Origin of the sequence: Vulcanococcus sp. (assembly GCF_044369115.1) — a bacterium.
Lineage (GTDB): Bacteria > Cyanobacteriota > Cyanobacteriia > PCC-6307 > Cyanobiaceae > Vulcanococcus.
Genome location: NZ_JBIPMN010000065.1, coordinates 1 through 12,616, shown reverse-complemented (window position 1 = coordinate 12,616; position 12,616 = coordinate 1). Strand labels below are relative to the sequence as shown.

Annotated in this window: 13 protein-coding genes and 2 pseudogenes; 9 read left to right on the top strand and 6 right to left on the bottom strand. The window is 65.0% G+C overall.

Annotation, left to right across the window (positions count from 1 at the left end; all coding sequences use genetic code 11):
• Together ACIQ2E_RS06745 and ACIQ2E_RS06740 are read right to left on the bottom strand one after the other, a co-directional pair.
• On the bottom strand, positions 1-572 hold a 572-nt coding region (locus tag ACIQ2E_RS06745; protein WP_398327971.1), incomplete at its 3' end, for a glycosyltransferase.
• Positions 569-790 (bottom strand): hypothetical protein, encoded by a 222-nt coding sequence (locus ACIQ2E_RS06740; protein WP_296444802.1) that lies wholly within the window; start codon positions 788-790, stop codon positions 569-571. The genes ACIQ2E_RS06745 and ACIQ2E_RS06740, both read right to left, overlap by 4 nt.
• Positions 791-835: 45 nt before the next feature.
• On the opposite strand from ACIQ2E_RS06740, the gene ACIQ2E_RS06735 reads away from it, so the two are divergent.
• The gene (locus tag ACIQ2E_RS06735) at positions 836-1,516 is read left to right on the top strand and encodes an SDR family oxidoreductase (protein WP_398327968.1); all 681 of its coding nucleotides are present in this window, start codon (positions 836-838) and stop codon (positions 1,514-1,516) included.
• A 106-nt stretch (positions 1,517-1,622) separates the two neighbouring features.
• Here ACIQ2E_RS06735 and ACIQ2E_RS06730 read toward each other — a convergent pair.
• The 3 genes and pseudogenes from ACIQ2E_RS06730 to ACIQ2E_RS06720 all read right to left on the bottom strand — a co-directional run bounded on the left by ACIQ2E_RS06730 (position 1,623) and on the right by ACIQ2E_RS06720 (position 4,973).
• A pseudogene (locus tag ACIQ2E_RS06730) lies at positions 1,623-2,174 on the bottom strand (alpha/beta family hydrolase).
• A 190-nt stretch (positions 2,175-2,364) separates the two neighbouring features.
• Positions 2,365-3,441 carry a photosystem II q(b) protein gene (gene psbA / locus ACIQ2E_RS06725; protein ID WP_398327965.1) on the bottom strand — a complete coding sequence of 359 codons (1,077 nt, stop codon included), beginning with the start codon at positions 3,439-3,441 and terminating at the stop codon, positions 2,365-2,367.
• 161 nt (positions 3,442-3,602) lie between these two features.
• Entirely contained in the window at positions 3,603-4,973 is a 1,371-nt protein-coding gene (locus ACIQ2E_RS06720) for a YcjF family protein (RefSeq protein ID WP_398327962.1), read from the bottom strand.
• Positions 4,974-5,074: 101 nt separating this feature from the next.
• Between ACIQ2E_RS06720 and ACIQ2E_RS06715 the strand changes: the two genes are divergently transcribed.
• The 5 genes from ACIQ2E_RS06715 to ACIQ2E_RS06695 all read left to right on the top strand — a co-directional run bounded on the left by ACIQ2E_RS06715 (position 5,075) and on the right by ACIQ2E_RS06695 (position 9,035).
• Positions 5,075-6,025 carry a cation diffusion facilitator family transporter gene (locus ACIQ2E_RS06715; RefSeq protein ID WP_398327959.1) on the top strand — a complete coding sequence of 317 codons (951 nt, stop codon included), beginning with the start codon at positions 5,075-5,077 and terminating at the stop codon, positions 6,023-6,025.
• A complete protein-coding gene (locus ACIQ2E_RS06710; protein WP_398327956.1) occupies positions 6,018-6,500 on the top strand; it encodes a hypothetical protein in 483 nt (160 codons plus the stop codon). Before ACIQ2E_RS06715 ends, ACIQ2E_RS06710 begins: the two co-directional genes overlap by 8 nt.
• Before the next feature lie 48 nt (positions 6,501-6,548).
• Positions 6,549-7,058, top strand: coding sequence for a hypothetical protein (locus ACIQ2E_RS06705; protein ID WP_398327953.1), 510 nt, complete (start codon positions 6,549-6,551; stop codon positions 7,056-7,058).
• A gap of 68 nt (positions 7,059-7,126) precedes the next feature.
• Positions 7,127-8,155, top strand: a complete 1,029-nt coding sequence (gene trpS, locus ACIQ2E_RS06700) for a tryptophan--tRNA ligase (protein WP_398327950.1) — start codon at positions 7,127-7,129, stop codon at positions 8,153-8,155.
• A 232-nt stretch (positions 8,156-8,387) separates the two neighbouring features.
• Entirely contained in the window at positions 8,388-9,035 is a 648-nt protein-coding gene (locus tag ACIQ2E_RS06695; protein ID WP_398327977.1) for a glycoside hydrolase family 104 protein, read from the top strand.
• Here ACIQ2E_RS06695 and ACIQ2E_RS06690 read toward each other — a convergent pair.
• Positions 9,026-9,412, bottom strand: a complete 387-nt coding sequence (locus ACIQ2E_RS06690; RefSeq protein WP_398327947.1) for a DUF2605 family protein — start codon at positions 9,410-9,412, stop codon at positions 9,026-9,028. The genes ACIQ2E_RS06695 and ACIQ2E_RS06690 overlap by 10 nt on opposite strands.
• Positions 9,413-9,617: 205 nt before the next feature.
• Between ACIQ2E_RS06690 and thrS the strand changes: the two genes are divergently transcribed.
• From thrS to ACIQ2E_RS06675, 3 genes and pseudogenes are all read left to right on the top strand, one after another.
• Positions 9,618-11,330, top strand: a complete 1,713-nt coding sequence (thrS, locus tag ACIQ2E_RS06685; protein WP_398327974.1) for a threonine--tRNA ligase — start codon at positions 9,618-9,620, stop codon at positions 11,328-11,330.
• Positions 11,330-12,328 carry a glucokinase gene (locus tag ACIQ2E_RS06680; RefSeq protein ID WP_398327944.1) on the top strand — a complete coding sequence of 333 codons (999 nt, stop codon included), beginning with the start codon at positions 11,330-11,332 and terminating at the stop codon, positions 12,326-12,328. The genes thrS and ACIQ2E_RS06680 overlap by 1 nt, the downstream gene beginning before the upstream one ends.
• A 31-nt stretch (positions 12,329-12,359) precedes the next feature.
• A pseudogene (locus ACIQ2E_RS06675) lies at positions 12,360-12,616 on the top strand (homoserine kinase); the annotation flags it as partial.

The following is a 12,616-nucleotide window of genomic DNA, read 5'->3' as shown; positions in this document are numbered from 1 at the left end:
GCCAGGCATGTGCAGGCCAGGCGCGGCGCCAGGCTGAGCAGATCGGCCTGATCACTGTTGGCCTGGGCCAGAGCGCGGCGCAGGCCATCGGGCTGCAGCCGCACATCGGCATCGATGAACAGCAGCCAATCGCTGTGGATCTGTTCAACGGCTTGGCTGCAGGCCCAGTTTTTGCCAACCCAGCGCTGATCTGTGGGTCTGGGGCCGGCCTGCAGCAGCTGAAAGCGCTCAGGGGGGCAACCGCTTTCCGCAGCGCTGGCCGTTGCCAATGCCGCGGTGGCATCGGTGGACCCGTCATCCACCACCAGCACCCGCCAGTCTGCGCAGGGGGAATCAGAGGCCAGCACATGGCTGAGGCAGGCCTCGATGTTGCCGGCCTCGTTGTAGGCCGGAATCACCACGGTAAGGGTGTCAGCGGTGAGCGGTTGCTGGCTGGGCAACGGCTGCAGTCGGGGCGCCACGGCAAACACCCGCTGCAGGCCGGCTAGCAGGATCAAGAGGCCCAGGCAGGCCGCTGCAGCGGTGGCCACCAGCAGGGCGGCTGGGAGCGGGATGCTTGCCAGATCGATCACGCCAAGCTCCGCAACAGGCTCAGCAGAGCATCGCGAGGCCGATCCGGCATGGCAGGCGGCCTGGGCTCTGGCGGATGCAACAGCGGCGCCAGGCTGCTGAGCCCCAGCATCACAAAAGAGAACGCACCAAGCAGCGCCAGCAGCCGAAGCCCCAGCGGGCGGCCACGATCAACGGGCCAATCCCCGTCATCGGGCTCAGGAGGATGCCAGCGCTTCATGCAGAGCCGCGATACTGCGCATCTACTGCACGTCATACCCCCCCGATGACCCGCACCATCGCCGTGAGCGGCGCCTCGGGCAAAACCGGTTACCGGATCGCCGAAGAACTGCTGCGGGTTGGCGATCAGCCGCGGTTGCTGCTGCGCCCGGATTCAGTTGTGCCGGCCTCCCTGGCGCAATGCGAGCAACACCGGCTGCAGCTCAGTGATCGCGCAGCCCTCGATGGGGCGCTCACGGGCTGCGATGGTCTGGTGATCGCCACCGGGGCCCGCCCTTCGGTGGATCTCACCGGCCCGATGCGTGTGGATGCCTGGGGCGTGCAACATCAGGTGGAGAGCTGCCAGCGGCTGGGCATCCGGCGCGTGGTGCTGGTGAGCTCGCTCTGCGCCGGCCGCTGGCGCCATCCACTCAACCTGTTCGGCTTGATCCTGGTGTGGAAGCGCATCGGCGAGCAGAACCTGGAGCGCAGCGGACTCGATTGGACCGTGATCCGCCCCGGCGGGCTTTCAGAGCGGGAAACGGATCTCGAGCACGAGGGGATCCGATACAGCACTGCTGATCAGCAAGAGAGCGATTCCATCCCGCGCCGCCTGGTAGCGCGCTGCTGCGTGGAGGCGCTGGCCACACCCGCTTCGATCGGCAGGATCGTAGAAATCACGAGCGCAAGGGAGCTCCAGCCGATCAGCCTGGCCAGTGCCCTGGAAGCGCTACCGCAGCTCGCGTAGGGTGCAGTAACACATCGTTACGCCGCCATGCAGACGGACTACAGCACTGCCATCACGGCCATGGTGGTGATTGGCCTGGCCCTCACCGGTGGCGTGCTGTTCGTGCTCAGCCGCCCGAGCGATCTCGATAAAACGAAGCCATGAACTGATCTGCAGCGGCAATCGCCTGCTGCAGGTTGGCCTGCTCACTCAGCCCCGAGCGCTTGGTGGGCTTGAAGCTGTGGTCACCATCGGGAATCCAGTGCAGCTGCACCGCTGAGCTGAGCGCGTAGGTCTCCACCTCGGCGCGTCGCCCAAAGCTGTCGCGCTCACCCTGCACCACCAACGCAGGCTGCGTGAGGGTCTGCAGGTGCTCAATGCGCAGGGCATCGGGCTTGCCCGGCGGATGGAACGGATAGCCCAATCATAGGCATCCCAGCACTGTGGCGGCCTTGGCCTGCTCTTCGAGCACCAGGCTGGCCATGCGGCCGCCCATCGATTTACCGCCGATAAACAGCGGCCCCTCGGCTGCAACCGCCGCCACCTGATCGCGCCAGCTCTGCAGCAGCACCGGTAAGCGATCCGGAGCTCGGGGCTGGCCACTCTGGCGCGCCTGGGCCATGTAAGGAAATTCAAAACGCACCACCCGCCAACCCAGCTCCGCCAGGCCGCAGGCCATGGTGTGCATGAACGGGCTATCCATGGGGGCGCCAGCACCGTGGGCCAGCAGCAGCGTGGCGGGGGCCGAGGCCGGCCCATCGATCAACCGCAACGGAGAAAGCGGAGAAGCTTCAGGCATCCGGGCATTCAAAAACCCCCGCCGCAGCGGGGGCACGAATGCTGGCTGTTAACTCAGCCAGAGGGTGAACTCAACCGATCGCAGGAGCGGTGAGAGCCACAGAGATCAACTGGGTGGTGGCCAGATCGAGGGGGAAGTTGTGCGCGTTGCGCTCGTGCATCACTTCCATGCCCAGGTTGGCGCGGTTGAGCACATCGGCCCAGGTGTTGACCACCTTGCCCTGGGAATCCAGGATCGACTGGTTGAAGTTGAAGCCATTCAGGTTGAACGCCATGGTGCTGATGCCCATGGAGGTGAACCAGATGCCAACCACAGGCCAGGCACCGAGGAAGAAGTGCAGGCTACGGCTGTTGTTGAAGCTGGCGTATTGGAAGATCAGGCGACCGAAGTAACCGTGGGCAGCCACGATGTTGTAGGTCTCTTCCTCTTGACCAAACTTGTAGCCGTAGTTCTGGCTTTCGGTTTCAGTGGTTTCACGCACCAAGGAGCTGGTCACCAGCGAACCGTGCATGGCGGAGAACAGGGAGCCACCGAACACACCAGCCACACCAAGCATGTGGAAGGGGTGCATCAGGATGTTGTGCTCAGCCTGGAACACCAGCATGAAGTTGAAGGTGCCACTGATGCCGAGGGGCATGCCATCGGAGAAGGAGCCCTGACCGAACGGATAGATCAGGAACACGGCGAAGGCAGCCGACAGCGGAGCGCTGTAAGCAACGCAGATCCAGGGGCGCATGCCCAGGCGGTAGGAGAGCTCCCACTGACGGCCCATGTAGCAGGAGATGCCGATCAGGAAGTGGAACACAACCAGCTGGTAGGGACCGCCGTTGTACAGCCACTCATCGAGGCTGGCGGCTTCCCAGATGGGGTAGAAGTGCAGGCCGATGGCGTTGCTGCTGGGGATCACAGCGCCGGAAATGATGTTGTTGCCGTAGATGAATGAACCGGCAACGGGCTCACGGATACCGTCGATGTCGACGGGGGGAGCCGCAATGAAAGCAACAATGAAGCAGATGGTGGCCGCCAGCAGGCAGGGGATCATCAGCACACCGAACCAGCCCACATAAATGCGGTTATCGGTGCTGGTGACCCACTCACAAAATTGTGACCAAGTGCTGGAGCGGCCGCTGCGGAGGGCAGTGGTCATGAATCAGCAGACTCTGAACGAGCCAAATGAGAATGCGTGCCACAGAAGTGGCAGAGCCACGCTATGGGGACGCGAAAAAAAATCTCGGAAGCAAAAATTAAGTTCGCCAGAGTTCACGCAAATTCATGAAGTGCTTCATGAATGGTTCATGAAGTCGGTTGTTAGGCAGCGGCTGAAGCTTTGGGAGTGCCCGCTGCGCCGCTCTGCTGCACCCATTGCTGCGCCTGCTGCAAGAAACCGGCCCAATCGAGCTTTTCTTCCTCCGCGGCCCTGGCCACCAGCACAGGTGCCTGCTGTTGCAGCAAGCGCTCCAGTTCCGCCTCGGGAACCCCGGCAGCCAGGGCCATGTAGTCGGCCATGGCGCGGCCCACCACGCGGGTGAGATAGGCAGCGCTGAGAGCTTGCAAGGCGCCGCCTACCAGCCAGGTGGCCCCGTGAAGCTTCACCAGCGCCGCCAGCGACTGGGCGCTCCACTCCACAACCCCCAGCGCCAGGCAGGCCTTGGCCAGATGCAGCGCTGCCGCCTGGAGCTGCTCAAGCGACCAAGGGCAATCCCAGAGGCGGGCCATCTCCTGCAGCATCAGCCCATTGGCAGCAGCCAACACCAGCAGATCGAGGCTGGGCAGGGGGGCCACCACCACACCGGCGGCCACGGCCCACTGGGTGCGTTGCATCAGCTGCTGCCACTGGCGGCGGCGCAGCGATTCCAGGGCTACCTGCCAGCTGCCGTGCAGCTCTTCAAGGCAGCGCTGGTGGGTGAAGCGCAATCGCTCAGGGCTAAGGGCAGCGAACGCCAACGCGAGAGGCTGGAGATCAGCGGCATAGGCCTCGCTCAGCTCCGGCGACCAGGGCCAGCAGTGTTGGCGCAGAGACTCGGGGAGCTGGTGCTGAAGCTGCTGCAGCGCGAGCGGCCAGTCCCCTGGCGGGCGATCTGCCAAGAGCAGCACCTCTTGCCCCTTGGGCAACGCTTCCAGCCAGCGCAGATCAGTCGCCGAAAGAGGCAAGCTGAGGCGATACACGATCAGATCGCAGCGCCTGAAAGCATCAGGCCAGTACCAGGCGGCGCTGCTGGGGGGAAGAGGTTGGCTGCGCAGCACCCGCAGCGGCAACGGCGATGGGCAGTGCTGCAGCAGCTGGGCCTGCAGAGCTTCACTCCAGCCGGCCTGCCCAACCAAGGCAACCTGCAGATGGGCGCTGCCCAGGCTCTGGCGCAGCTGCTCCAGTTGCTCGCGGCGCTGCTGCTGCACGAGCGGATCGACATCCGGCTCCAGCCGCTCAAAACTCTCCAGCACGCTCTGGCAGCGCTCCAGCCAACCCTCCACGCTCGTTGGTAAGGCTCGCCCTGAGGGGCGCAAACGCCCGCTCAACAGCCAGAAGCCTGCGGCTGCCGCGCTCAGGCTGATCACGGAGGAGAGAGCGCCGTGGCTGCTCTCCAAAAGGATCACCCCACCACCTAGGCCCGCGGCAAGGGGCCAAAAGCGCCTGATCTGCGGCAGCAGGGCGGCAGTGAGCAGAGGCGATGGCGGGATCAACGGCGGCAGGGTCCTGCGGATGCGCCGGTTCTCTTTAGCTCAGCTGGTGTGCACTGCCCAGACCCAATAGCTTGGGTTCACTGTTGTAGGCCTGCCAGGCCATGGGAGTCGCCAGCACGGGTCAGGCAGCGTCTACCGCCGTGCGGCAGCGCGATGACAGCCGCGGTGCGGTGAAGCGCGTACTGCTGGTCGCGCTGGCCGTCAACGTGTCGATGACCATGCTCAAGCTGGTGATCGGCCTGCTCACCGGTTCCCTGGCGGTGCTGGCCGATGCGATGCACAGCGCCACGGATGGCCTGAGCAGCCTGCTGGGCCTGATCACCAATGGGCTGTCCGATCCCCGCCCAGATCGTGATCACCCCTATGGCCACGACAAATATGAGGGCCTCGGGGCCCTGGCCATCGCCGGGTTCATCCTGTTCACCGCCTTTGAGATCCTTAAAGGCTCCCTGGAGCGCATCGCCGCCGGACTGCCGCCCCTGCGCCTCGACGGCCAAGACCTACTGCTGCTGCTGATCGTGCTCGGCTGCAATCTGCTGCTGGCCGGCTACGAGCGCAGCGAGGGGCGCCGGCTGGGCAGCCAGCTGCTGTTAGCCGACGCCAAACACACCACCAGCGACATCTGGACCACGGTGGTGGTGCTGATTGGTCTGGCGGGGGTGCTGGCTCTGGGCATCAACTGGCTCGATGTGGCCATGGCCATTCCGCTCTGCGTGCTGCTGGTGCGGGCCTGCTGGCAAGTGCTCAAGAGCAACCTGCCGTGGCTGGTGGATCAGATCGCCATCGCACCGGAGGCCATCCACGAAGTGGCCATGGCCGTGCCCGGTGTGTTGAACGTGCACGACATCGCCAGCCGGGGGGTGTTGGGTCAGCGGGTGTTCATCGAGCTGCACATGGTGGTGGACGCCAACGATCTGCCCACCGCGCACCGCATCACCGAGCTGGTGGAGGAGCATCTCGAGGTCCGCTTCGGCCCGGTGCGATGCACGATTCATCTGGAGCCGAGGGAATACGCCATCGCCGACATCACCTTTCGCGGCACCCATGGCTGAGCTGCTGACGCCCTTGACGCCGCGTTTGCAGAGGCAGGTGGACGGACTGCTCAAGGCCCAACAGCAGCAGCACCGTTGGCATGGCGCACTGCCGGTGTTGCTGCTCGATCGCTGCTGGCTGCAGCTCCAGCAGGTGGGCGTGGAAGACCTGGCCCGGGCGCTGCCCCCGGATAGCACCGGCGAGGCCCCAGAACTGGTGCGCTTCCGGGAATGGCGCCAACAGGGCGTTGAGCATCTGCAAGCTCAAGAGCTCTGTTGGCAGGAATTCGGCCGCCAGAGCTGCAGCCTGGCGCTCCGGCGCTTCTGGCAAGCGCAGGAGCGAGGCCACCACGGCTGGACCCTCAGTGCCTACCTGCAACTGCTGGAGCGTTACCGCCAGCTGCTGGAGGCTGAAGGCCCCACGCCCATCCCCCTGCTGGTGCTCGCCCGTCACGGCAGCCCTGAACACCACCGGATGCAGTGGTGCTGGCCCTGACCACCAGCCATAGGGCACACTTGCGCCTGACTGTTCAGGTGTGCGGCCATGGCCGACGGCGATTTTCAACCCAGCTCGAACGAACGCTTCCGCGGCGACCATGGCCAGCGCCAAGGCGGAGACCGTGGCCCCCGCCAAGGCGGTGCCCGTGAAGGCGGAGGCCGTGAAGCCGGTGGCTTCCGCATCCGCCTGAGCGACAACGAAATGCGTGCCGCACGCGCCGTGCAGGAGGCCTTCGGCCTGCGCTCCACCGTGGCGGCCCTCGGCCTTTCGATCCGCACCGTGGCTCAGATGCTGGAAGACGGCAAGCTCGATGAGGTGGTGGCACAGCACCGCGCCAGTGCTGGCGCTCGCCCCGGCGGCGAACGGCGCGCTCCCCGACCCGAGCACGGTGAGCGCCCTGGCTCCAGCCGTCCCAACCCCTTCGCGCGGCCGGCAAAGCCCGTGACAGCAGCACCTGAGGTGGTTGCTGAAGCTGAGGAGTCCGCAAACGCAGCACCTGCCCCTGAGCCTGCCGCCACGGAGGTGGATGCTGAGGCCCAGTCAGCGGAAGCCTGATTGCCGCGTGGAGCGGGTGCGCCGGAGGCACCTCACGGCAGAATCCGGCGATTCGCGAACAATCAAAGATGCCAAGGGCCCGGGTTCTCTCAGGGGTTCAACCAACCGGGTCTCTGCACCTGGGCAATTGGCTTGGCGCCATCCGCAACTGGGTGGATCTGCAGGACAGCCACGACACCTTTTTCTGTGTGGTGGACCTGCATGCGATCACCGTTCCACACAACCCCGAGCAGCTGGCGGCCGACACCCGCAGCACTGCTGCGCTTTATCTGGCCTGTGGCATTGATCCGGCCAAGGCCACGGTGTTTGTGCAGAGCCATGTGCCGGCCCACAGCGAACTCTGCTGGCTGCTGAATTGCGTCACCCCGCTGAACTGGCTCGAGCGGATGATCCAGTTCAAGGAAAAGGCTGTGAAGCAGGGCGATCAGGTGTCGGTGGGCCTGCTCGATTACCCGGTGCTGATGGCCGCCGACATCCTTCTCTATGACGCCGACCTGGTGCCAGTGGGAGAGGACCAGAAGCAGCACCTTGAGCTGGCCCGCGACATTGCCCAGCAGCGCATCAATGCCCGCTTCGCCCCCAAGGACGCCGAAGGCGAGCTGATCCCTGTGCTGAAGGTGCCTGAACCGCTGATCCTCAAAGACGGGGCCCGGGTGATGAGCCTCACCGATGGGCGCAGCAAGATGAGCAAAAGCGATCCCAACGAGGGCTCGCGCATCAACCTGCTCGATCCACCCGAGCTGATCACCAAGAAGGTGAAGCGCGCCAAGACCGACCCAATCATGGGCTTGGAATTCGGCAATCCCGAGCGGCCTGAAACCGACAACCTGCTGGGTCTGTATGCCCTGTTGAGCGGCAAGGGGCGTGAGGCAGCGGCCAGCGAATGCGGATCCATGGGCTGGGGCAGCTTCAAACCACTGCTGGCTGAGGTGCTGGTGGAAGCGCTGCGACCGATTCAGGAGCGTTATCAAAACCTCAGCAACGACCCCGCTGAACTCGATCGCGTGCTGCACCAGGGCAACGAGCGCGCCAATGCGGTGGCGGAGGCCACCGTGGAACGCACCCGCCAGGCGCTCGGCTTCCTGCCACGGCCCTGAACGACGGCCGCAGCGTGATCAATCCCAAAGAAAACATAAAGACGCCTAATTAATCATGCGAACGCCGACACAGCCGGCACAGCGCGCTCTCGCGAGTCGCAGCCCGGTCTCAGTGCGTCGGGGACTGGCTCAGCACATCTGCGTCTCATTTGTCTAGGGCGGTTGGGCTGGTCTCCTGCCAGCCCATCGCTGGGCACCAGGGTGGCCAAACCTTGTCGTGTTGCCCTTGCGTTTGCGTCGCCATCTCCCCTCCGCCTCCCGCCCGGCTCCTGCTAGCGCAGCAGCCACGGCCCTGGGGCTGCTGCTTCTAGCCGCAGGTCCTCTGGTCTCTCCATCGCAGGGACGTCAGCAAGAGAGCGAAGGCAACCGGGCTAGCGGTGCACTGCACGCCTCGGCAAACGGCACCGGCACCTACACGATCACGCCACAGCGGCGCGCCCTGCTGAACACCATCCGCTACGCCGAAGGCACGTGGAAACAGGGCAAGGAGGGCTACCGCACCCTGTATGGGGGAGGGAGGTTTAGCAGCCTGGAGCGCCACCCTGAGATTGTGGTGGTGAAGCGCTACACCAGCGCTGCTGCAGGGGCCTACCAATTCCTGCCCGGCACCTGGAGTGAAGCGGCACGCAAACTGCAGCTTGAGAGCTTCGAGCCCAGCAGCCAAGACCAGGCAGCCCTCTATCTGGTGGATCGGCGGGGGGTGCTTGATCAGATCGATCAACAGGGGCTGACCCGCGAAGCGATGGCCGTGCTGGCCCGCGAATGGGCCTCCTTTCCCACCCTCGCCGGCCGCAGCGCCTACGGGCAGCCGGTGAAGCGGGCCGAGGACCTGCAGCGCTTCTTCAGCAGCAACCTCAAGGCCCTAGCGAATCAGGCCTGAGGTTCAGCGTCACCACGGCCATCCGGTGGCAGTGCCACACCGGCGATCCGCAGCATCGACGAGAGATTCCACACCCGCATCATCAAGTGATGCCAGGGAGCCATGGCATCCATATCCACGGCCATCGGCGTGGTGCAGGCGGCCCGCAGAGCGCGGGTGGCGGCAATGGCCTGCAGGGCCTCCTCGAGCTTCTGACGCAGCGATTGCTGCTCGGACGCAGGAAGCAGCGCGTCGGGCGTGAGCTCCAGCAGCACCAAACCGCGCTGGAACCAGAAGCTGAAGTCGTCGAACAACGACTGCAGCAACTGATCGAGCAATTGGGCTGGCTCCGAATCCGATTCAGGGGGCGGCGGCAGCGGCGAGAGAGAAGCAGTCATCACGAATCAGCGTAGGAATGAGCCCAAATCGCCTGCGTAGGATCGGGGTTGCTACCCCACAGCCGTGACCGCGACCCGCCCTGCCGCTTCAAGTTCATCCGGCAGCGTCGCAACCACCACGGCCACTGGCGAGGCGGTGGAGGACACCCCGATTCACCTGCCCAAAACCAGCGAAAGCGAGCTGCTGCTGCGCATCCGGCACTCGATGAGCCATGTGATGGCGATGGCGGTTCAGCGCCTGTTCCCCAAGGCCCAGGTGACGATCGGCCCCTGGACTGAGAGCGGCTTCTACTACGACTTTGACAATCCCGATCCCTTCACGGAGGCCGATCTCAAGGCCATCAAGAAGGAGATGATCAAGATCATCAATCAAAAGCTCCCCCTCGAGCGCATTGAGGTGAGCCGCGCTGAGGCCGAAAGCCGGATCAAGGCCCAGAACGAGCCCTACAAGCTCGAGATCCTGGCGGGGATCCAGGAGCCGATCAGTCTCTACACCCTCGGTGATGAGTGGTGGGATCTCTGCGCCGGCCCCCATGTAGGCAGCACGGCTGAACTGAACGCCAAGGCGTTTGAGCTCGAGAGCGTTGCCGGCGCCTACTGGCGCGGCGATGAAAACAATGCCCAGCTGCAGCGCATCTACGGCACCGCCTGGGAAACTCCCGAGCAGCTGGCCGAGTTCAAGCGGCGCCAGGAGGAAGCCAAGCGCCGCGATCACCGCCGCATCGGCACCGATCTCGATCTGTTCTCGATCGAGGATGAAGCTGGTGCCGGTCTGGTGTTCTGGCACCCCCGCGGCGCCCGCATGCGCCTGCTGATCGAAAACCTCTGGCGGGAGCTGCACTTCGCCGCCGGCTACGAGCTGCTCTACACGCCGCACGTGGCCGACATCAGCCTCTGGAAAACCTCCGGCCACCTCGATTTCTACAGCGAGTCGATGTTCGGGCCGATGCAGGTGGATGAGCGGGAATACCAGCTCAAGCCGATGAACTGCCCGTTCCACGTGCTCACCTACGCCAGCACCCTGCGCAGCTACCGGGAGCTACCGATCCGCTGGGCCGAGCTGGGCACCGTGTATCGCTACGAGCGTCCAGGCGTGATGCACGGCCTGATGCGCGTGCGCGGCTTCACCCAGGACGACGCCCACGTGTTCTGCCTGCCAGAGCAGATCAGCGATGAGATTCTGGCGATCCTCGATCTCACCGAGCAGATCCTCTCCACCTTTGATTTCCGCAACTACGAGATCAACCTCTCCACCCGGCCTGAGAAATCGATCGGCGAAGACGCCGTGTGGGATCTGGCCACCAACGGCCTGATCGAGGCTCTCGATCGCAAGGGCTGGGCGTACAAGATCGATGAGGGCGGCGGCGCCTTCTACGGCCCCAAGATCGACCTCAAGATCGAGGACGCCATCGGCCGGATGTGGCAGTGCTCCACGATCCAGCTCGATTTCAACCTGCCCGAGCGCTTCAACCTCGACTACGTGGCCGCTGATGGTTCCAGGCAGCGCCCGATCATGATCCACCGCGCCATCTTCGGCTCACTGGAGCGGTTCTTCGGGATCATGACCGAGAATTACGCCGGCGATTACCCCTTCTGGCTGGCGCCAGAACAGGTGCGCCTGCTGCCAGTCACCGATGAGGTGCGCGGTTACGCGGAGCAGGTGCTCAGCCAGCTGAAGGCCGCCGGTGTGCGTGCCAGCATCGATCAATCTGGGGATCGCCTCGGCAAGCTGATCCGCAATGGCGAACAGATGAAGATCCCGGTGCTCGGGGTGATCGGCGCCAAGGAGGCCGAAAACGGTGCCATCAGTCTGCGCAGCCGCCGCGAGGGCGACCTGGGCAGTGTGACCCTGGCTGATCTGGTGGCAGCGGCGGCCCAGGCGAATCAGGATCGGAGTGCAGGTCTGCCCCTGGGCTGATGACCACTCTCCTCGCCGGCGACATCGGCGGCACCAAAACCCTTCTGGCGATTTACGCGCTCGAAGGGGATCGGCTCAGCCAACAGCGGGCCGAGAGGTTCGTGTCGGCGGATTGGGCCGATTTCGGCGCGCTGGTAAACCACTTCCTGGCCGCTGGGCCCAGCAGCACCAGGCCCACCCACGCCTGCTTTGCCGTGGCGGGGCCGGTGCGTCAGGGAGGGGTGAAGCTCACCAACCTCCCCTGGCAGCTGGAGCAATCGGCCCTCGCCGCGCAATGCGCGCTCCAGCAGGTGGATCTGGTGAATGACTTCGCCGTACTGATCTACGGCCTGCCTCATGTGCAACCCGATCAGCACACCCTGCTGCGGCCTGCGCTGAGCGGAACTGATCCCCAGGCGCCGGTGGCCATCCTGGGGGCGGGCACAGGGCTGGGCGTGGCGATCGGGGTGCCCACAGAAACTGGGCTCAAGGCGATGGCCAGCGAGGCCTCCCACGCCGAATTCGCGCCGCGCAGCGAGGCTGAGTGGCAGCTGAAGTGTTGGCTGAAGCAGGATCTGCAGCTCGAGCGGGTGTCGATCGAGCGGGTGGTAAGCGGCACGGGGCTGGGCGACGTGATGCGCTGGCTGCTGGCCACCGACCCCAGCGGCGCCGGCCATCCCCTGGCCGATGTGGACAGCAACGATCGCCCGGCCGCCACCGCCACGGCCGCGGCAGCTGGCGATCCCTTGGCCCGCAGCGCCATGGATCTCTGGCTCGGGGCCTATGGGAGTGCCGCCGGGGACCTGGCCTTGCAAACCCTCTGCAGCCGAGGGCTTTGGCTGGGCGGCGGCACCGCTGGCAAGTTGCTCGATGAACTGCGCTCGCCAGCCTTTCTGGATCCGCTCCAGCAGAAGGGTCGCCTCAGCACCGTGCTTGAGCAGGTGCCCGTCTACGCCCTCACCGACCCTGAAGCGGGCTTGTTCAGCGCCGCTTGCCGCGCCCGGATGCTGATGGGCTGAGTGGGACACTGGCCCCAGCAGAACCGACCGTATGGTCCGCCCCCGCATCGGCCAGGGGGTTGTGGTGGATGTTCCCGCCACGACAGCCAACCTGGGCCCCGGCTTTGATTGTCTGGGGGCCGCCCTGGATCTCAATAACCGCTTTGAGATGCGCTGCATCGAAGGCGATGGCGAGCGCTTTGAACTGGTGATTGAAGGGAGCGAGGGCTCCCACCTGCGCGGCGGCCCCGACAACCTTGTGTATCGGGCGGCCCAGCGGGTGTGGAAGGAAGCGGGCGAGCAGCCCAT